Annotated in this window: 13 protein-coding genes; all 13 read right to left on the bottom strand. The window is 51.0% G+C overall.

The features are described from left to right. Window position 1 precedes the first annotated feature (1 nt). Window positions 2–2,092, bottom strand: coding sequence for a hypothetical protein (locus tag B1728_RS05740; RefSeq protein ID WP_079909228.1), 2,091 nt, complete (start codon window positions 2,090–2,092; stop codon window positions 2–4). Further along, the gene (locus tag B1728_RS05735) at window positions 2,089–5,157 is read right to left on the bottom strand and encodes a glycoside hydrolase family 2 protein (RefSeq protein ID WP_079909227.1); all 3,069 of its coding nucleotides are present in this window, start codon (window positions 5,155–5,157) and stop codon (window positions 2,089–2,091) included. The genes B1728_RS05740 and B1728_RS05735 overlap by 4 nt, the downstream gene beginning before the upstream one ends. Window positions 5,158–5,415: 258 nt before the next feature. Further along, window positions 5,416–7,125, bottom strand: coding sequence for a hypothetical protein (locus tag B1728_RS05730; protein ID WP_256865249.1), 1,710 nt, complete (start codon window positions 7,123–7,125; stop codon window positions 5,416–5,418). Further along, window positions 7,067–7,942 (bottom strand): sugar phosphate isomerase/epimerase family protein, encoded by an 876-nt coding sequence (locus B1728_RS05725; RefSeq protein WP_079909226.1) that lies wholly within the window; start codon window positions 7,940–7,942, stop codon window positions 7,067–7,069. Before B1728_RS05725 ends, B1728_RS05730 begins: the two co-directional genes overlap by 59 nt. Beyond that, a complete protein-coding gene (locus B1728_RS05720) occupies window positions 7,942–9,033 on the bottom strand; it encodes a Gfo/Idh/MocA family protein (RefSeq protein WP_079909225.1) in 1,092 nt (363 codons plus the stop codon). Before B1728_RS05720 ends, B1728_RS05725 begins: the two co-directional genes overlap by 1 nt. Window positions 9,034–9,401: 368 nt before the next feature. Continuing rightward, window positions 9,402–11,753, bottom strand: coding sequence for a glycoside hydrolase family 95 protein (locus B1728_RS05715; protein WP_256865248.1), 2,352 nt, complete (start codon window positions 11,751–11,753; stop codon window positions 9,402–9,404). 47 nt (window positions 11,754–11,800) lie between these two features. Further along, window positions 11,801–13,237, bottom strand: a complete 1,437-nt coding sequence (locus tag B1728_RS05710) for a DUF5605 domain-containing protein (protein WP_079909224.1) — start codon at window positions 13,235–13,237, stop codon at window positions 11,801–11,803. A 33-nt stretch (window positions 13,238–13,270) separates the two neighbouring features. Continuing rightward, window positions 13,271–14,695, bottom strand: coding sequence for a DUF5060 domain-containing protein (locus tag B1728_RS05705; protein WP_079909223.1), 1,425 nt, complete (start codon window positions 14,693–14,695; stop codon window positions 13,271–13,273). Window positions 14,696–14,734: 39 nt separating this feature from the next. Then, entirely contained in the window at window positions 14,735–15,640 is a 906-nt protein-coding gene (locus tag B1728_RS05700; protein ID WP_079909222.1) for a carbohydrate ABC transporter permease, read from the bottom strand. After that, on the bottom strand, window positions 15,641–16,615 hold the full coding sequence (locus tag B1728_RS05695) for a carbohydrate ABC transporter permease (RefSeq protein ID WP_225948000.1): 975 nt from the start codon (window positions 16,613–16,615) through the stop codon (window positions 15,641–15,643). After that, on the bottom strand, window positions 16,602–19,553 hold the full coding sequence (locus tag B1728_RS05690) for an extracellular solute-binding protein (RefSeq protein ID WP_256865247.1): 2,952 nt from the start codon (window positions 19,551–19,553) through the stop codon (window positions 16,602–16,604). The genes B1728_RS05695 and B1728_RS05690 overlap by 14 nt, the downstream gene beginning before the upstream one ends. A 36-nt stretch (window positions 19,554–19,589) precedes the next feature. After that, window positions 19,590–20,711 carry an ABC transporter ATP-binding protein gene (locus tag B1728_RS05685; RefSeq protein ID WP_079909220.1) on the bottom strand — a complete coding sequence of 374 codons (1,122 nt, stop codon included), beginning with the start codon at window positions 20,709–20,711 and terminating at the stop codon, window positions 19,590–19,592. 223 nt (window positions 20,712–20,934) lie between these two features. After that, window positions 20,935–21,960, bottom strand: coding sequence for a dienelactone hydrolase family protein (locus B1728_RS05680; protein WP_079909219.1), 1,026 nt, complete (start codon window positions 21,958–21,960; stop codon window positions 20,935–20,937). Window positions 21,961–22,054: the final 94 nt, after the last annotated feature.

Genomic DNA, 22,054 nt, shown 5'->3' with positions numbered 1-22,054 from the left:
TCTATCTTTTCCCGTTTTGCCGGAAACGCAAGGCGTTTTGTAACACCAGTGCGATGACCCATGACGGGTTCCATTTGTTGCTGTGCCCTCGATGATTCCAGTTGGTTTGAAAAAATCCTTCCCCCTGCTCGCCCACGACGGTAAAGTTCCAATCCCCAGGTTCCCTGCATATGCCCTGTCCCATGGCGCTGAAGATCACTTGTCCCAACCGCTCGTACATCGGCTTGCCGGATCGTTGACCGAACCGATGAAATTCATAAGTAGGGAAGAAGACGTCCAGATGATGATTTTGCACGCTCACCCCGGGCCAACCGACGGCACTGAACCCTTCCTCTCTGAACTTCGAGCCTTTATCGTAGGCCGGATTCCACAGGTAGACATAAGTCAGCAGCCAATCTGCCGATAACTCTGCCCATTCTTCGTAGTGCTCCTTGCCTGTCATTGCCCATAATTCATAAGCGGCCAGGAAGAAGTACATTCCCGCTTCCTTGTCCTCACACTTCGCGTCCAGGGTTGAACGCGCAAATGGCCTTTCGAACGTCCTGGCATGCAGGTCGTAATAGGTTTGCTTCATGGCTTCGGCCCGTTCCAAATATTCGGTATCACCGGTTACAAGACAGGCTTTCACGATGGCGATCAAGCATGGCAAGCCTGCCGCGGTGATCATCTCATCTACTGGACTTCCGTCCATATGCCATGCCGCCGGGATGATGCCTGAAGGAAGTGTTCCTCCGGCGATAAAATCGCTCATTTCCTTTAACGCCTCTACCCAAGCTGCCGGAACTTCCCTGCCATGCTCCTTGAACAAAAGGATAATATCGGCCAGGTCGGCCGCCGTTTCGCCATAGGCTCTGCTGGACATAACAGGCTGCTGATTCCAGCTGAAATCATCCCATACTCCTTCCATGAGGCGATACGAGCTGTGTCTCACGCCGGAGACGTCCGTACGGCTCCCGTCAACGTAAAAGTTCACAGCCTGCACGCAGCGAGAGATCCTCTCCTCCTGATCATGGTCAAAGCCTAGCCGGGCGTCGCACCATGCCAGCTTCAAGCATTGTCCTGTCCAGCCGTACATATAATGGAGAGGATGCTTGGAAACGTTGCCAAAGGAGTTGGAATCGGTGAACTTAATGTACCCCGCCGCTCCTTGTTCGTTTGTCCTCCATCTATCATCCAGCGCATGCGTCTTCAGCTCTATCATCTGTTCGGCTGAAATCGGCATTTCACCGATCGGATCGAATAGCTGTAATCCTGTATGCACCACTTTGCGGAATGCCCTCCCGGGATGGTCGACCTCTCCCCAATCCAGCGCGTACTCTTTTTCCAGAATAAAGCCCGGCACAAAATCCAGATACCCGCCGTCGTACGGCTTTGTTTTGTTTTTGCCTACATAGACGATATCCTTATCCCCATTGAACATGAGCACACCGGACATGGCCGCTATCACGAGCCGCAGATCCTCCTGAATCACTCCGAGAGAACCGTAATGTACGGTGCCGTCGGAAGCCTCCACATACGCCGGCGTTGAATAGAGGGATAAGTATCTCTGCTTACCGTATTCGTTGCCCCATTCCACATTCACGCAGGGAATCGGCAGCCGATGCTCCTCGCAAATGAAGCCTTTGCCAGGCCCTACACCGAGCCTGGGAACCACGCGGTCCGGATCTGACGAAGGATTGTTATTATAGATCATGTGAGGAATCGTAACCATTTCCTTGCTTCTTCTTTCCATGGGAAGCAGCAGACCTACGGCAGCCTCCTGCAGCGCCTGCTCGGTAAGATTAGCCCACTGAACCTTCAAGGTCAGAACTTGATGCCCATTGAAAGCCAATACCAGCGTGACCCCAAGCGCTTCCAGCCTGCCTTGAATGCGGATCGACTCGCTGTCTGCCGCAATGTGCAGGTCCGCTAGCCGGGTACAATTCGTATGCCACGGTCTTCCGATCGAATAGCTCAGCATTTCATCCAGATCTCCGGTAAAATGAGGAGATTGCTCCCACGCGCTTCTTAGCTTTAACTTGATGACATTCTGATCCTCCACAATTTCCGCTTGCTTACTTTGATCCGAGCTAACTATGACATACCGTTTCATGCACCCGTTCCCCCTCCTTCAGTTCCTTCCAATATCGATAACAGCAGCCGGTCCAAGGTCGGATTGAATCCCACTCGCCCCGCCAAAGGCAGGCAGACGAAGTAGATCTGACCCTTGCCTACTTTCTTCACCCCCACAAGGGGCAGCTTCCGCTTGCCGGTCGGGTCCCCATTGGCATGATAGGCAAACACGAGGGGCTCCAATTCATCTCCTAACAGATGACAATTCGCTATAAAGTCAATTTGGTCGTTTTTCAGATGATAGAAATAGGAGAAATCGTCCGGTTTGGCCGATCGCAAGCATGGCGCTTCACTTTGAATGGCCAGAGTATACGTTTCCTTCAGCTTGGCGGTTTTCACTTCCATGCCGTCCATTTCCCATACAGGGCTATCCGTGCTGGATGCCGGTCTTCCCAGAATGAACATGGCCGTAGCCCCTTGCTTCACTTTATCCTGGATGGAGGACCGATGTCGTAAAAAGGCATCCCTGTTTGATACGATAATGGAATTCATACTTGTATCGGCCGGATTATAGGCGATTGCGTCAATCTCCAGCAGCGAGCATAAAAGCTCGGACTCCGCATCGGCGAACGCGGCTTTCACCAGCTTCTCCTGATGCTTTGGAAAACGCTTCCTCTTGGCAAAAGCCTCAAACGCGAACCTCTCCGAATTCAGCTCGCTGCCCTCCCCATCCAGCAGGCAAGCATCCAGGTAAAAGGTCTGCCTGTCTTCAACGGCAGGTACCGAGAATCGGACCGTACCTGCGTACCGGGAGGATGTCTTATGAAGAGAACCGTTCATTTCGAAGCTTCCGTAATCCCTTGTCTCGTCCCTCAGCGTCGCGATAATGCGTACGTTATCGTATGTCTTGGCCTTGTCGTTCAGCAGCCATGCCTCTACCTCCATCGTTTCTCCCTCGTATACCTTCCATCGGTCGGAGCGCAAGTGGACACGAACCGGTTCCAAACACTGTTTGTAGGTAAAATAAGCAGGCTTAGGTATCCGATCCGCACCGACCAGCGCTTTCATCCACCCGGCGGGCCACGCGTCGATCAACAAATGAATAGCAGTAGAAACAACAAGATCGGTCCTTCTGCGCCAGGCATCCGTCATCAGCTTGGTTGCCAGGCATTGGTGCTGCTGGCTGGCTTGAATCCAACCCTCCAGGTTTTGCTGCTCCGCATACCAATCTCCGTGCATGTTGAAGGTTTGGGCCCCTTTGATAGCGCTCGGCATCCATCGTTCATTAACGTCCTTTGGAACCCACTCCTTCGGATAGCGGGTCATCATCAGTTGGGCGTTGTCCAGCCCTTCGGTTCCATACTCGCCGCAGCCCGCTTTCCAGCCCTCCCGGATCGGAGGCAGGAATCCTTTGTGCAGTTTGCCTAAGGAAATGCCATTGTTTGTATACCACATCGTGTAGCAATGAAAATCCGGAAGTCCCTCTCGGGTAGGAGGATTATAATCGCCATCGGCGTTTTTAACGACCCGGTCCGGATTTTCGACATAGATCGCTTGCCTTGCGGCAACGAAAAAGGCTTCCAACTCATTTCGATGCAAATGACGGTGCCCCTTGCGTCTTTTTTCCGTACGGGAAGGCTCATTGATCAACGACACCATTACGGACGAAGGATGACTTCGGATCAACCGTTCCATTTCCGCGGCTTGCCGGACTCCCTCAACAAATTGATTGCGGCGAATAAAGCCGAATGTCGGCAGATCACATTGATGCATCATGCCCAGCATGTCGAAGTAATCGTAGATTTCTTCCTGAACCGGTCTCTGGGTAATGCGGTAAAAATTCATATTCGCGGCTTTGGCAATCAGAATATCGTCAATCAGCTGCTCAAAGTTATTCTGCATCACGCATTGCTGCAAATGACCCATTTCGTTAGCGCCACGCAGCACCACCGGCTGATTATTCAGATATAGTGTTCCTTTCGGGGTCTGCTGTTCATCCATATGGAACTTCCGCATGCCGAATGTGCGATCCTTGCTGTCGACGCAGGCGGATTCTTTTTTTACTTCCACACGAGCTATGTATAAGAACGGAGTATCCGGCTCCCAAAGACGAAATGAAGGAAAGTCCACCTTGTAGCGGAAATAGTTCATTCCGGGTCCCGCATAGGCCACTTGGAATGGGATCGTGCCAATCCCTTGAGCTGCGAAGTTTTTCGGGATAATCTCCAGCTGCAATTCAAAGTTCTCCATAAGCTGATTCGTCGTATTATTAGCATCGATCCACACTTCAATGTACGCTTCATCGATGTTGGGACGGATAAATATATCTTGTATAAAAAGGTCGTTGCGCTGCTCCAAGTACACTGCATTATAGATACCTGCGCCAGGCGGACAATGATTCCAGCCGGTATACGGATCGTCCCAGCCGGGACCCGTAGCCGCATACATTTTATCTCCGTCAAGCCTCGTGCCGCCTACCCCCATCATGGGATAATCGTTATGAACCTCCACTACGAGAACGTTATTGTCCTGCAGAGCATCCGTCACGTCAAACTCAAATGGAGCGAAAAAACCCTCATGACTGCCAAGGCATTTGCGGTTGAGATAAACCGTCGCTTTGTAATCGACTCCTTTAAACACAAGATAGACTCTTTTCCCGTCACGTGCCGGAGTGTAGGTAAATTCATGGCGGTAAAATCCGGTCCACCTGCCGTTCTCTCCTGTAGGTCCGCGGAAATCAGGAACCGTGACCGTCTCCCATTCGCCAAGTCCTTCCAGCACGCGCGAAAAATCCGCATCCTCTGCCGTCTGATATCGGAATTGAAACCGGCTGCAGGACTGTATAGGACGGTTCAAGCTGGGGGCCGGGGCCAAATTTCGCATATAAGGCCGATATTTCATTCGAAGCAGCTGCAGCTCATGCTGAAATACGGAAACGAGCGTATCGTAGGACAGGACGGTGACTTCCTTCGCCGTATCCGTACTTTGGGCAAAATAAGTTTTCTCGTAGGCAACAGGAGGAATTTCTCGCAGCTCATCTTTATTACCGGGATGTTCGCGGAAAGCGATTTCCGCGAACGGATCCAGATGCTTGGTCTGATCCAAATGACTTTCCTCCTTAAAGTTTTGCGGCAGCAAAACTAACTTCGTATGCCTTTGCTTAGAGTTTTGCGAAGCAAAACTAACTTCGTAAGCTGAATTCACAGAGAACCCTGGAAGGGTGAAAAATGCCTTGGTACCCGGTGGGGTACCTCCTTCCGGCCGCTGTTGTTATCAGGAAATTTTTAAATTTATCCGTGTTATAGGGGTAATTTCCTGATAACAAAGGCGGACACTTCGTTCCTCCAGGAGATACCCCACCTTTCACCTGTGCATTTTTCGTATATCAAACTCAAGAGTCGTCCCTTGACTATTACCGGGGTACATTCTCACCTCTGTCGAATCAAACCGCTGCATCCAGCAGCCGGCTTCTCCCAGGAAAGGCTCTACCGTCTCTCGGACGCTATCCCCAAGAAAATCATTCGTTACAATCCACTGGCCGAAGCCCCTAGCACCGCTACTTTTTATGTTATTCGGGCTGTTCTCAGGCAGCAGCCATTCGGCAATAACGACAACACTTCCTTCCTCGGCCCGTTGGATGACCGCCTGTAACGTATCATTAGATAAGCTGGAGCCGCCGACCATAATCAGCTTCGGTTGTCCTAACTGCTCTATCTTTACTTGATCGTCATAGACCAGAACATTGGACACCGGGTAAAAAAGTGGATGCACCGGCTGTCTGCCGCTGCCTGTATAGCCTTCCTCCAAAGGAAACCGGTCCAGGGACACATTCCGCTTTAATTCATGCCTCGGAAAATCGTACCCCGGAATGTGCATGCAGCTGCCATGTGCCGGTATCGCCCCTCTGCTAAGCAAATGCCAGATGTGAAACACACTTTCACTATGCGGACAGCTTTGCTTGCCAAGAGCACGATTGCCGAACATCCTTTCGTTTTGCCCATAATTGCTGTCGTCGGAATGAATGACTACGATATCTGCATCCGCTTGCAAATGATGCCAGGCTAACGGGTTTTCCGGAACGAATTGGCGAACGAATTGCTTCCAAACCTCGCCGAAGGCCGTCGTTCGAAAGCCGTTCGATGTATTTTGCATGAGAACATCTATATTTTCCGTAAACAGATGGGATGGCCCCATCCAATAGCTCATTTTTAAAGCGGAGTCGAATTCCTCCGGAGAATGACCCGGGAATCCGGGAAATCGGGTGAACCATGCTCCAGTATCAGGGCCCCACAGATCGGCACAGATCCACATCGATCGGTTGTATTGCTTGGCTGCTCCCAATGCCGTAGCAAGCTGAAGTGACTGGAAGGATTCCTTCATGACCTTCGGGCAAAGATCCATCCCTGCCTTCGCGTAGGTATGAAAGCTGGTAGGAAATACATGCTCGGAAATCAGCGGCATAGAGGTTCGGGCGTACCCTGAACGCTCCATCAAGTTGCTGACGTGTTGAACTCTGTCATTAACTGCCTGCTCGACCTTGGTACGCGATTCTTTCAGGCTTAAGCCGTCAGTATCACCCCAATGCGGATACCATCCGTCCTTCCGATATTGAGCGGCATTTATCTGCAAATGCTCCGGTTCGTCATACAGCAATCCGATACAACGACCCGATCGGCCCGCCTCCAGAATGGCATCATCCGGGAGGTCATACCGATTTGTTCCTTCGACCCATGGCCCGTTAATGTTGCCGTATTCATTACCGATGCAGATATCCATCCCGGCTTCAACCATGTCTTGCAACAGCCGGGTGTAGCCATCTCCTTGCGGAAATGCATGATGAACATAAAAATCCGCTTCGAGCTCCTGCAGCATGCTGATAAAGGTTTCGGGATCCGGCCTGTTATCCTGCGAAGGACATAGGCTGCCGGTTCCCGTCCGCATAATAAGGTCCGAAGCTTCCCCGGCCCAGCTATCCTGCCATGCGACGACAGGACCTTGTATGCCTAATCTGGGTTTATGTACCATAGGACGGACCCGCTTCTCCGGAGGCTTCCGCTTGACCGAAAGCTTCATGAATTAGCCTCAAGCATTCCCCGATCTCTTCCGGCTTGGCATGCTCCAGTATTAAAGGTACCTCCGGCAAGTGAGCGTTAAGCAGCTCCGCATATATTCTCCAATCCGCTTGACCGGCTCCCACACGAGGGGTTGTAAAGCCCTCATCATCATACAAGCTGTCCTTCGCATGAGCTATTGGGGAATAGCCGGCAATATTGCTGAATATTCCTGCCATCGCTTCCTGCTGACGCGTCAAATCTTCCTCTGTCAAATAATTGAACGGGTCCATAATCATTCCCAGTCCGTCGGTGCCGAGACGCCCTAACATTCGAGAGGCTTGCTCTGCCGAAGCCAGCACATTGAGAGCAAAGCCTTCCAGCAGCAGGACAGCTCCGTTAGCTACCGCCCGATTTCTCAACCGGTCCACAATGCTCACCAGCTGCTCCCAGGCTTCCTCAGACCGGTTTCCCTCATAATCCCGCCAAGCGTTCGTCGGGTGAAGACTTCCCGTTTCCGTTGCGATATACCGCGTGCCGTAGGCGGAGCACAGATCTATCATTCGCTCCAGCTGACTTAATTTCTCTTCTCTTTTCTGCAGATTCGGATTCATCAAATTGGTATATCCGGACAACCCGACGACAGATATGCCATTGTCTTCAAAAATTTTGCGGATTTTTTCGACACGCACCAGCGAAAACGGCTCGTCATCCATCACCTGCAATTTCTGCTTGGGATCAAGCTGCACGTACTTTAATCCATGCTTGCGCGCATCCTCCGCCATCGCTTCCGCCGACCAACCCATATAGACATAACTCATAAAACCGAGTTTATTCATTAATGATCGCTCCCCTTAAACAAGTCGGTTCTCTCTACTACGCAGCCCTCCTGGCTGGAAATAACCATCCCCGTCGTCATGGCAATCGTCTGCAGGTTATCCTCCGCCGTAACCGGAGGGCGTTCTCCTTGCTCCAAAGCCGTGATGAACGCGAGCATGGAGCCTGCGAACGCATCCGGAAACCAGGTTCCTTTCAGCTTGATCTCGTGTACCACGTTCTTATGCTTGTTGATGGCCATATACAGCGTATCCTGTGTGCACCAGAGACTTCCCTCCGTACCGTCCACCCACCATGTATTACTGTGGGAACGGCTTGCTTTAGCGATATTGTTAAAATGAAGCGAAGCCATAAACGGGTTTCTGCCGCCTTTTGATCCGAATTCCACGTTGGCCGAGTAGATTAGCGGGTCTATGGCATTTTGCTGATTGAGCTGCGCCGTCGTACAATGTACGCGAGACCATTCCTGCGGATACGGGTTAAAATATCGGCATAAATCTACATAATGAACGCCATGGTCGACAATATTGAAGTTTTTCATCTTCGTCCACCACCAGCCGGCCTGATCCTGAAAGGAACGCATATAATGATGAATGCTGTAGATTTCTCCGATAAGATCTTGATCGATCACGTGCTTCAAAGCTTTATGCGCCGGGGCCCAGCGCGCCTGCTGATTCACTCCGAGAGTGATCCCGAGCCGGTTCGCCTCGTTGCAGAGCAGCATGGCATGGTCCAGATCCAGCGCTAACGGCTTCTGACATAATACGGGTCTAGGTGCCTTGCTGATTTGCTTCAGAACCTCCAGACGGGGTGCCGGATGGATGGCCAAATCAATAACGGCGACCTCATCCATTTCCAGCAGCTCATTCACGTCGGTCGTCCAGCGCGGAATGCCGAATTTCTCCGCTGTCGTACGGGCAGCCTCTTCGCTGACGTCGCAGCATGCAGCTACATGGAGCCCGAATTTGCTGTAGGCGGGCAGGTGAGCCGTATTGGCAATACTGCCGCATCCGATGATGCCGATTCCATATTTCTTCAAATCTGATATATGCGATTTTTTGGGCGTGTAATCTTCTGGTCTAATAAATTCCATGGTTTTCACCTCTCGATTTTTACTTTACACCAGTTCAAAAAAACATATATAGGTTGTTTCTGCTTACTTTTGGGGCGGATTGAAGCAAAGAGGCCCTCTGGGTGGGTAGCCACTAATTTGTTGAGAAAATAATAAAATATGAATAACGCTCTGGTCCCCCGGTGGGGTATCCCCCTCCGGCCGCTGTTGTTCTTGGGAAATTATTGATTATATTCTTTTTAGCGGATAATTCCCAATAACAAAGGCGGTCGCTAACGCTCCTACAGGAGATACCCCACCTATTACCTTTCGCGTTTTTTGGTAAAGAAAGTTTCCCAACAAACAAAAAGACCACCGAAAAAGATGGCCTCTTTGCTATAGTTAAATGACTAAGCTTGCTTAGTTTGGGATAATTCCGGCAGCTTCTGGGCTTTAACCACATAGGTTGAACCTTCAAGCACATCGAACTCAGTCACGTATCCTGAGATACGGGTATCCACGATCTTGCCGTTCGTCTCTACCGAGAAGGAGGAATTGGCTTGCTGGCTGACGATCCGGCAGACGTTATTTCTCGTTGCTTTAATGACGCAATGAGTCAGCTCGCCATCCTCCCATTCCATGCCGATCTCGAAGCCGCCCCGTGCGCGAAAGCCGGAAACCTTGCCGCTGCTCCACGCCTCGGGCAATGCGGGCAGCAGCGTGATTTCTCCACGGTGCGATTGCAGCAGCATTTCGGCTATCCCCGCCGTTCCGCCAAAATTACCGTCGATCTGGAATGGCGGATGATTATCGAATAAATTAGGCAATGTCGATTGCGAGAGCAGCATTCTCAGATGCTCGTAAGCCTGCTCCGCATCCTCCAATCTGGCGTAAAAATTCAGTATCCATGCGCGGCTCCATCCCGTATGGCCGCCTCCGTTCTCCAGCCTGCGCTCCAGCGTGCGCCTAGCTGCCTGCGCCCATTCCGGCGTATGGCGAACATGGATAAGCTCTCCCGGATGAAGCGCAAACAAATGCGAGATATGACGATGACCCGGATGAACCTCTTCCCAATCCTCCACCCACTCCTGCAGCTGCCCATATTTGCCGATCTGCGGCTTTGGCAGCTTGCTCAGCGCGATTTCCCACTGCGTACGGATCGCTTCGTCCATATGCAATATTTGCGATGCGTCCACGCAGGCCTGGAACAGGGTATATACAATCTGAGTATCCATAGACGGGCCTATGCTTAGGCAGCCGACACTGCCGTCGGACCCGATATATTTATTTTCAGGTGAAGTGGACGGCCCTGTAACCAATCGCCCTTGTTTGTCCTCAAACATATAATCAAGGAAAAACTCCGCCGCCTCCCGCATGACTGGGTAAGCGCGTTCACGCAAAAACGTTTCATCCAGACCATAGCGGAAATGCTCCCACAAATGCAGAGACAGCCAAGCCGCTCCCATCGGCCATATAGAGCCCGGCATAAAATTGCCCTCGATTTGGGTTGCACCCCACATATCGGTATTATGGTGCGCCACAATGCCTTTGCAGCCATATACCTTTTGAGCGGTTATCCGCCCATTAGGCCGCATACGATCAATCAAATCGAACAGCGGCTCGTGACATTCGGCCAAATTACACACCTCAGCAGGCCAGTAATTCATCTCGGTGTTAATGTTAATGGTGTATTTGCTTTCCCATGGCGGCGTAAAGCTCTCATTCCATATGCCCTGCAAATTGGCAGGGTTTGACCCCGGACGAGAGCTTGCCATCAACAGGTAGCGGCCAAACTGAAAATACAGGGAAATGAGCGCAGGGTCATCCCCGCCGTCTTTAAATCGCTGAAGACGGGCATCCGTAGGAAGGGAAGCGGTTTCAACAGAAGTACCCTGACGGCCCAATTCGAGGCTGACCCTCCTCATTTTGGAAATATGGTCCTCCAGATGATCCTGCTTTACGTTCTCATAGCCTTTCGCAGCGGCCTTCTCCAGCTGCTGAATGCATTCTCCAAGCGGATCTTCACAGCGGAATGTCGTCCCCGCCGCCAAGTATATCGTTACGGCATTGGCCTTGTTAACCGAGAGGAAATCACCGATGATGCTGACGGTCCCGCCTTCGGCTACAGCTTTGACTGCTGCACACAGCGTCACCCCGTCCCTGCCGCATTCCCCGCGCATAACGAGCGTATCCTTGCCGAAGCGATGCGAGCCCTCGTCGAACGGTCTGCGGCTCAAATTCATCCTTAAATTCAAGGTAGACGGGCGATCGCAGGATACACGAATCACGATGACCTGATCGACCGCACTGCTGAACAGCTCCCTCACGTGGCGGACATCATTCAAGCTGTAGCATACATGGGCAATTCCTTCTTCAATGTCCAGATCTCGGTAATAATTGGAGATCATCTTTTTCTCGCCGTCATGGTACAGATGAAGCTCTCCCAACGGCTGGTAAGGGTGAAGCGATTTGGGAATCGACATCATTCCCATTTGCGCCAATTCCTCCGCTTCCACATGCTTCCCCTGCATTAACAGGCGGCGGACCTCCGGCAAATATTTGCGTCCGTCCGGATTATTGCCGTTGACCGGTCCGCCATACCAGACAGAATCTTCGTTCAGCTGAAGCCGTTCCGTATTCACTTTGCCGAATATCATCGCCCCAAGCCTTCCATTGCCGATAGGAAGTGCATCAGTCCAGGCTCTGGCCGGCTTTTCATACCACAATTTCATATTCGAGTTCGATTTGTTCATGGATACCATGTCATCGCTCCTTCTTGGTCCTGTTTCAGGCTTTTCCCCATTAGCTATTAGTTCGATTTTTTTCTAATACGTAACGCATAGTACAGCTTGGAAGGCAGATCAATCCGGAATCGGCCTTGGAACGTCTCTTCCAGCGTCGTTATCGTCATGTTCCAGGTATCAATTACATCCACTTCGTACTCACCTTCTGGCAGCTCGAATACGCGGTAAGAGAACCGATGAGGCCCGAAGTATTGTAAATAATATTCCCCGCTTACCTCCAGTGTAGCTGCGTCCATTCTGTCACTGCTGTATGTGATATGTGCTGGCGCTTCTTCAAGAAGGCTCCGCAAGAAGGCGATTCTCGGGACGCTTTCTCCGCGAAGCCGCCCGCCATGAGACCACCAGAGGACTTCGTCCTCATTCCCATCATCGTTCACATAGGTTTCCCCATGTGTCACGTAGCCGCCACGAAAGTTTCCTTCCCATACTCGCAATACCATTTCCTCGGCAGTCAAGCTGCCCCAGCGGGCATCGAGGTTCCCTTCATACTCACAATCATCGATGATAACGGGCTTGCCGTATTGCCTGGTGTAATCCGATGCTACTCTGATATCCGGGTTCTGTAAGCTAACATGAGTGACCCAGGGGGCCCCGAAATCATGCCAGTTACGACATGAACGCAGATGTCCGCCGGAATCGTATTCCTGAAGCATTGTAAAGTATCGGTTCCAAACCTCCGGCCGCTTCTGCTTCATCAGGTCATATTCGTTGGCAAGAGACCACCATACGTTGGGATAAGCACCAAGCCGGGCGATCACATAACGCAGATAACGCTCGTCCTGTTCAGAGGTCAAACGGCCAAAGCCCCAGCGCCCTTCGTCATACGGATGAAACAAGATCAGTTCGGCTTCGATGCCGAGCTTGCCCAAATCCGCTATTCTGCGTTCCAGATGAGCAAAATAGCCGGGATTGAATCTGTCATAATCGAAGCCTTGTTCTACAGAGCCCTCGAAAGGATATTCGATCGGCTCTCCCCTATTAAACTCGCAGTTTATCGGGAATACGCACATTCGTACTTTGTTAAAGGGGGCATGCATCAATGTACGCAGCGTCTCTTCCTGCAGCTCTTCCGATTGCAAATGCCACACGTAGCAGGTTGTACCCACCGGGATATAACGGGTACCATCGGCATATTGAAAATGTACGTTCCCTTTAATCCTGACAGGTCCATGATGACCCGGCTCCGGAGCTGTACAAATAAATTGTCCCGTCATGCCGTTGAAGCCCGGATCATTGCTGGTGACCGTAAAAGTCCATTCGCCTTGCTCCTGCGGCATAAAGCGGATACAGTATGTTCCGCCTCCGTCATAGAAGCCTTCCGACACCGCTTCATATCGCCCGTTCCTGAAGCTCGCGCTTAAGGAAATATCAGTAAACGGGTTCCCAGCCGAAGGACCGTTCAGCTTCAGCTCAAACATTCCCCATTGAGCAACTGTATCCATGGCAGTGCCAATCCTCCCTTCTAGATCCTATGGTTACACTCTCGTTAGACGCAGAGCCATATAGGGCCTGCCGGGAAGCTTCACCTTGGTTATTCCGCGGTATATCCCTTCTACCGGAGTTATGGTCATATTCCAGCAATCGATAATCTCGATCCGGAACTCCGTATCCTTTCCGAGCTCTACCATTTTATAAGCATGCTGATGGCGGCCGAAATACATTAATTTATACTGGCCTTCCCCGGCAGAAGCAATCCAGTCTTCCGGTGCTTCCTCGATAATCCGGCGCAGAAAGGCAATTCGTTCCATGCACTCGCCGTAAATTTTGCCTCCGAACGAAATCCATGCACGGGTCTCACGGTCTATGAACGACTCTCCATGAGCAACAAATCCTCCTCTGGAGAAGCCCTCCCAGAACCGGTGAGTCATTTCTTCCCCGGAAATATTGCCCCATCTCCTTGAGCTATTCCCTTCATAAGAGATCTCATCAATCACGATAGGCTTTGGAGCCGTCTCCCGCCATACGCTTGTGAGCTCCGCATCCCAGTGCTGTATGCTTTGATGAGTTATCCAGGGTTTGGTGAAATCATACAGCGTCGATGTTTTGTACATCTTCGTGCCGTTATGAATCGACCGCAGGTGCTGGTACGGATCGTATCGCTGCACATATTGAATGAGCTGATCCCACTCAGCTACCGTTTTGAATTTATTGAAATCGTACTCGTTAGACAAAGACCACCATACATTTCTGTAGGCGGCAAGCCGGGCGATAACATAACGAAGATAAAAGCGTTCTGTTTCCTCGTCCATGTTATCAAAGCCCCAATGACCCTTATCATAAGGGTGGTACAATATCAAATCCGCTTCGATGCCAAGCTGCTGCAAATCCTCGATTCTACGCTCCAAATGCGCAAAGAAATCGGGGTTAAATCTTGTTTTATCGGTATCCTCCGGACACGTACCGGCAAAAGCAAGAGCAGGCGGCTTCATATCTCTTGTCGGCAGCAGGCACATTCTAACTTTATTGAATGGGGAGTTCGCCAGCGTCTGCAGCGTATGCTCCTCCAATTCCTCGTTGCCCAGATGGGTCCAATGATAGCAGGTAGTGCCGAAGGGCAAATAGCGAGTGCCGTCTTCATAAGCAAAATAGTATTTGTTTTTGACTCTAACCGGCCCGTGATTGCCGCTGGATGGCTCTACGCAATCGAACTCGCCGGTGATCCCGTCAAGCTCCGGGCGGTTGCTTCGGGTCTCGTACCGCCATCTTCCTATCTGGCCAGGCATAAAGCGAATCCGGTATCGTCCCTCGCCATCATAGAAGCCGTCAGGCTCTACCACCTTATTTTTATATTGAAATTTGGCGCTTAGCTGCACCTCTTGAAACGGGTTGCCCGTGGACGGTCCGTGTAGAACAAGCTCAAACCGCCCCCAACGCTCCACACTCTGCAGTTGATCGTTCATACTTGCATTGTCCGCTCCTTCCATGGAAATGGTGACAGGCTATTTGATGCCGGAATGAGCCATAGTCGCAATGACCTTGCTTTGGAACAATAGAAAAATAATCAGGTTCGGCAAAAACATAAGCAGCGCAGCGGCCGCCGCCGCCCCTTGCCTGGCTACATTGTTCGCCATCCCGCTCGTCAGCGTAGAGATGTAGAACGGAAACGTCTTCATCTCTTCCTGCTGCATGAACAAGGTCGATGTTTCCGTATTGCCCCAAGCGGCGTTAAAAGCAATAATACCAATGGTCGCTACCGCCGGCATAATGACGGGCAGCACGATCTTCATGAAGATCGTATACTCCCTCGCTCCGTCCATTTTGGCTGAATCCAGAAGCTCGTTAGGGAGCTGATCGATAAACTGCTTCATCAGGAAGACGCCTGTCGGCACGGCTACCATCGGCATAATGTGGCCGAAGTACGTGTTCATGATACCCAGCTTGCTGACCACCAGATAGCGGGGAATAGCCACAGTCTCGGGGGCAAAGAGCAGCGTCAGCAGAATCATGCCGAACACAATTTTGTGCCCCGGGAACTTATGCTTCGATATCGGGTAAGCGCACATCGCGCTCACTATAGTTACAATAATAACGCACAATATGGCAACGACAACACTATTAAAAATATAACGGGTTATCGGAATCGCAGTCCCTTTGGTAATGGCCAGCAGCTCTACGAAATTTTGAAAGGAGGGATTCCGGACAAAGATGTTGGGCGGGTAAATAAACAGCTCCTGATACGGCTTCAGCGCATGGTTTAATATATAAACCAACGGCATCAGCATAAAAATACTTAGAGCAATCAGCAAAAACACGGCAAACTTCTCCGTCGGGCCCAACCGATGCAGCTTTGACCTATTCCGCCACGGAAAAAGCTTCCCGAGCGTTTCTGAGCCCATGACTTTCATCTATTCGTCCTCCTTCGTACCGAACAATCTCCAGCAGAGCTTATTGGCAACGTAAATAAGAATAAGAAGAAATACAGATAAGGCGCTTGCATACCCCAGCTCGAAACGGGTGAACCCGTAATCATCGATTTGGCTGATGATCAAATGTCCGGAATATTGAGGCGTCGGGTTCATTCCGGCCAGCTGGGTACCGATCCCGCCGGCCTTGAACGCCCCGACAATGGCCATCACCGCACCGAACAGCATCTGCGGCTTGGTTGATGGGATCGTAATGTACCAGATCTCCTCCAGCTTGCTCTTGATCCCGTCGAGTCGGCCTGCTTCATAGAGCTCGTTATTGACATTCAATATGCCGGCCAGCATCGCCAGAAAGCCGATACCCATACTGGACCACAGCGTAACAACGATCATGGAGGACATCAGATATTCCTTACTTGTTACCCATAGGATCGGTTGATTAATAAGACCCAGCTTAATAAGAAAGCTGTTCAAATAGCCGATACGGTCGCCGGATAAGAGCGGCAGCCAAATGATGCTCATCGCTACTCCGCCCGCTAGGGACGGAGTATACAGCGCGAGTGTAAACCATTTGCGGTAAACTCCCGGCAGGATGGAAATGAGCCAAGCCAGCAGGAAGGAGGCGATATAGCCTCCCGGGCCTACAATGGTTGCGAACTTGAAGGTGTTCGGAATCGCATATTTGATCAGAATCAAATCCTGCGACAGCATATACCGGAAATTTTCCCACCCTACGAATCTGGGGGGCTCCAAGGAATTGTAATAAGTAAAGCTAAGCCCGAAGGCGGCGATAACAGGAATCATGATAAAGATAATGAAACATACCATAAACGGCGCAATAAACACATAAGAAGCACGGTACTCCCACATCATCTGAATCGGCGAAACCCACTTCGGCTTCAGACGGCTCGTGGAGGTATGCACGTTCGGCAGCGTCCTGGATTCACTTTTTAACATACTTATCCACTCCTTCCCACGGCTGGGTTATTTTCGGCAGATTCAGGGACCGTACAACTTCACCGTTTTCATTAATAAAATGGAACTCCTGCATCTTCCGCTGAATTTCCCTGTCAATATCAACAATCGCGGTTTCAAGTGAAGTACGATAGTTCATTCCGTCTACGACAGTCCGGTTCCAAGCATTTTGCAGCTCACGCTCCATGAAATAGCTGCCCGGTACATTAGGAATTTCCCTAAACCATCTCCACTGCTCCATGATGGCTTTGAGATCGTCTTCTTTCCACGGTAGCTTCGCAAAGGCATCAATATTAGAGGTATTCCACCGGAAGCTGACCCCGTTCAATGTCTCCAGATCAGTGCCGTACTTCTCCTGCACCTCGGCGGAAGTCCACCATTTCAGGAACTCCCAGCTTTCATTCGGTTTCTTCGTTTGCTTAAAGATCGCGGAGGACTGCATCCCCCCGCCAATCCAGCGGGCAACCGTGCCGTTATCCTGCTTGACACCGGGAACCGGAGCAACGCCCCACCAACCATTCAGCTCAGGTGCTGCGACCGTCAATTCGATGTACATGCTTAGATCCGCGATCCCCATCGGGATCGTCCCGTCACGGAAGTGCTGATAGAAGCTGGATAAGGAGCGGTCGACGGCGTACTTGTTGTACAAATCCGTCCATTTCTTAAACGCGTCGAAGCCTTTCTCCGACCCGATTGCCGTCCTGCTGCCATCTTCAGCGAAGTAGTCTGCGCCGTTCTGCATAAAGAAAGGAATATGGCCCACCGGCGTAATATTCATTCCGTTCTGCTGGATGACAGGGAGCATCTTATACAGCTCATCCCAAGTGTCAGGAACCTTCAGGCCCAAATTTTGCAGGATATCTTTGCGATAGTACATCATTTGGAAGGTTTGTGTTTCCGGGACCCCATAATACCCGTCATTATAATAGAAGGGCGTCCATGAACCGGGGGCAAACCGTTTATAGATCGTATCGAAATCAGGGAACTGCTTCAGATCATAGATCCCGTTACGCAATGCGTATTCGAACGGCAAATCCTGCCCCAATCCTAACGCTACATCCGGGGCTATACCGGCGGCATTCATTAATACTAGCAGCCCTGCGTCCGGCAGCAGATTCACCTTGACCTTGATCCCCGTCTTAGGGGTAAACGATTCATTCGCCATATCCTGAAGCAGATTCACATAGTCTCTGCCTCGCAGCACCCAGACATTGAGGACATCATCCTGAACCTTGTTCAAATTTTCTTTCGGCATAAAGGAATAGAAGAAATTGATGAACGCCCCCTGGATTTTTTGGGTTAGCGTCGCTTCCATCCTCGGAAAGCTTTGCTTCACCGGCACTACCATGATCCGATCCAGCTGAAGCGGCTGGGAGCTGAGCTGTTGAATCAGATCACCGATCTTCCCCTGCATCGTTACGAGCCGGCTTGCTTCATAAGGGATCTCGTTCGCATCTTTCAAGAGCGATCGAATATCCTGATTAATCGTTACAATCCCTTGTGAGACGGCGTCCGGGCGTCCGTTAACAGTTTCCAGACGGGATCTCACCCCATCGAGATTATCACTCAAGCCTTTCAGCTCGTCGATGAAACCCGGAAGATCCTTTTCAATGTCCCAGGTCCGGTTCTTGTCATCCACCCCGCCTGTTAATGCCTTTAAATCGGCGGCCAACTTTTTCAATCCCGCAATGCCCTTCTCCAATTCTACGATCGTCGGCTTGAGCGGTGCTTGCGTGACGCGCATGGACAGCGTGTTGGTTCCTTTTTTCAAATAAAACTCGTATGGCTGCCCCTGATCGTCCTCCAGCGTAATCCCCTTCCAGCCCGTTGCATATAAAAACCGGTACGCCTTTAGCTCGGAAAATGGGGTCTTGCCGTTAATGGCAATAGAACGAAACGAGGAGCGGTTGGACAAAAATGACTGCTGGGCGCGCATGCCTATTTTATAGTAGCCGTCTTCAGGAACCTCGAAGCTCCAGCTGACCTCCTGATTTCCCTTGGACCAGCGCTGCCCGTCGATCGTATTGTACGTAATCTTTCCTCGAACATAAGGTACGGAAGCAATATCATTGTCATAGGTCAATGGAATAGAGGAGTCATTCTTCCACTGCACCTGCTCCGCTTCTATGACGATAGGCGCCACATTAGTTGAAGCCGCTGTGGAAGGCTGGGAGCTTCTGTAGGTTTTGTAATCCTCAACTTTGGCAGGAGCCCGAAAGGTGATGCTTTCGATCGCCACCGGATCGCTGCCGGACAAGCGAAGCTTATGCTTGCCCGGTGTCAAGTTCCACAGCAGAGGATCTTCATATGCTCCGCCGGAGTCCCGGAAGGCATCGTTCAGCCAGCCGGAAATGTCGGTGGCCATCGGACGAATTTCATCTCCGTTATCATCAATACGGGCTGGAAGCTGATCCTTCCATTGCCGGTACAGCTGCACCGATTTGGATTCAAGAAACGGATTCTTGTCATCCAGAGTGACATTCCATGAGATCGGCTTGCGGTGTGAAGCGTCAACGAAGGGATGGTACGACAACGCTATATTGTATAATCCTCCTTGATCGACATTGAACTCGTACTCGATCCATTCATCCCCCTGAGCGTTCCATACCATAACGTCACTTTTCCCATCATAAGGCGCGATAGTCACATTGGCTTTATCGGACTTGCCGCTCAGCCTGGAGCCGGGTAGGGTGAAGCTCGCGTTATGAGAGGTCCCCGCTCCGCTTTTGATCCAACCGTCCAACACTTCAAAATAGTAAGGGTCTTGGGGCTTGGTTTCCCCTTCCCAATTGCTGTTGTGTAACTTTGCACCGTTATCGCCCGTTCCCGGCGTACCGGTCTGATCTGCCCCTGCTGCTGCAGGACTCAGTGTCAGGACGAGCGCCAGCATGGCCGCTATCCACGCTCGAGTTCGTAACAACGCTTTCAACTCCATTCCTCTGCTGTATCTTCAGCTTTAATACGCCAGATTGTCCATCGAATCCTTATCGAAAAATAAAGCCTTACGCATGTTTAGCGTCAATGTGACCTTCTCATTTTCCGCAAATGGATGTTCAGGCCGGGCACGTGCGATGAACAGATTTGGAGCTCCAATATCCAGATACAGATACATATCGGCACCCATCAGCTCGTTGATTTTTTGCGCCCCCACAATCTGGCAGCCCGGATTGGCCTCACGGAAATCCGCTTCCAAATGAACATTTTCGCAGCGGATGCCCAAGATGACATTCCGGTTGATTTTGTTTTTACTTCTCAACACGTTCGATTGCTCCTCGGGTATCCGCAGATAATAGCGGTTCGTATGGAATTCCAGCTGTCCGTTAGAGCTTTCAAGAATCTGACCTTCGAGCAGATTGATCGGCGGCGTTCCAATGAAGCCGGCTACGAATAGATTGCGCGGATGATTATAGATTCTTTGCGGCGTATCCACCTGCTGGATAACGCCGTTATTCATCACTACGATCCGATGCCCCATCGTCATAGCCTCTACCTGATCATGCGTCACATATACCATCGTCACTCCAAGCTGCTTATGAAGACGGATAATCTCCGTCCTCATCTGCACTCTCAGCTTGGCATCGAGGTTAGATAAAGGCTCATCCATCAAAAACACTTGAGGGTTGCGGACGATAGCCCTTCCCAAGGCTACGCGCTGACGCTGACCACCGGACAATTGCCTCGGCTTCCTGTTCAGGAACTGCTCGATTTCCAATATTCTCGAGGTCTTCTTGACCGCCAGATCAATCTCATGCTTAGGCATTTTTCTAAGCCGCAAGCCGAACGCGATGTTCTCATATACGCTCATATTCGGGTACAGCGCATAGTTCTGAAATACCATGGCAATATCCCGATCCTTGGGGGGCAGATGGTTAACCAGCTTCTCCCCTATGTACAGCTCGCCGGAAGAAATCTCCTCCAAGCCTGCGATCATACGAAGCGTTGTCGATTTACCGCAGCCGGAAGGACCGACCATAACCAGAAACTCGCCGTCCGGTATTTCAAGATGAAAATCCTTTACCGCATAGCCTTTATCCTTGCCATATTGTTTTTCGATGTGGTTTAAAAGAATGCGCCCCATTGAAGCACCTCCGATACTCTTATTCATCTCCAAAGTGAGAACGGTTTCAATAATAGCCCGTTACGGGCTCGCCGGTACCTGCTAACTCCCCGTATCTGATCGACGCTTTGCGCCATGTATTAACAACTGCTATGGGCAGAGCCTTGTTCTCCTTCATTTTTCCTCATTATACATCTGCTCATTTACGGGTTTATAGGTGATGATAACTTACTCTATAGGGTAATCATGCTCTAAGCCTTTGAGCGAGCCAATCGTATGATTTTCGGCCCGATATCTCATGTTTCCCCGGGAATATATCGGCAGTCAGCCGATCCACAGCCCCCTCTTCCCGGTAGATCCGCTCAAGCTGCATTAAGGCATCCTGCACGGAAGCAGCGGGAAACAATGTGTCCTCTAAGCCCGATTCCACGAATAACGGCCGGGGTGCAATAAGCCCGATCAGCTCCGGCAGATCCGCGTGCTTCAGAATGGAAGGCAAATAATTGTCGATGCAATGATTCATGGCCAGGAGACTTCCTCTGAAGGTGCTCGTAAACGCGCATAGCACCACAGCCTTGATCCGAGCATCCAATGCAGCGGACAATGAAGCGATCAAGCCGCCGCCGGAAAAGCCCATACAGCCGATCCGCTCCGGGTCCACTTCTTCTCTGCTAATAAGATAATCTACTACACGTGTTGCCTCAAAGATCCGAAGTCCAGCCAAGGTTTGTCCATATAACAAGAGGCGGGATGAAAGCGCAAAGCAGGAGCTTGCCTTCCTCGGGTCTTTGGCCCGATCCGCTGCCAGCCTGCGGTCTCCGAAGCCTATAATCTCCGGTGCTATGACGATCATTCCCTTTCGCACCAGCTCTAAGGCAAAATGCTTATGAATGCCCGGCTCCCCAGCATCCTCCGTGCCGTCCGGCTGCAAGCCGACGATTTCCTTGCTACCGTACCCATGCCCGTGCCAAGCTATTACTGCCGGAGCTTTATCCTGCAGCTGTTTGGGAATCAGAACATAAGCCGGGAGCCTCAGATGTTCGGCGGTAGCAAACGCAATGCGCTCCACGTAGCAATCCTCTCTTTCTGTTCTTTCGAGCAGAACCGGACTCAAGCTGGCGCTCCCTTCAGGCAACCGACCTAAAGCGTCCAACAGGCTCCTCTTTACATTCTCCTTGCGCTCTCTCCAGCACTGTCCCCCTACTGCCTCTTCCCTTAATAGGTCGTTTGTTACGTATAGCTGAGATAAATATTCATCCGGCGACCACATGGGTCATTCCTCCCATCTTTTGTTCCCTTAGCAAAAAAGCACAATCCCAAAATGAATAAAAAAAGAGCTGATCCATCATGATGGCCAGCCCCGG

This window comes from Paenibacillus sp. 32352, assembly GCF_002042965.1.
GTDB classification, from domain to species: domain Bacteria; phylum Bacillota; class Bacilli; order Paenibacillales; family NBRC-103111; genus Paenibacillus_S; species Paenibacillus_S vulneris.
The sequence above is the reverse complement of the archived record's forward strand: the minus strand, read 5'-3'. Positions and strand labels throughout refer to the sequence as shown.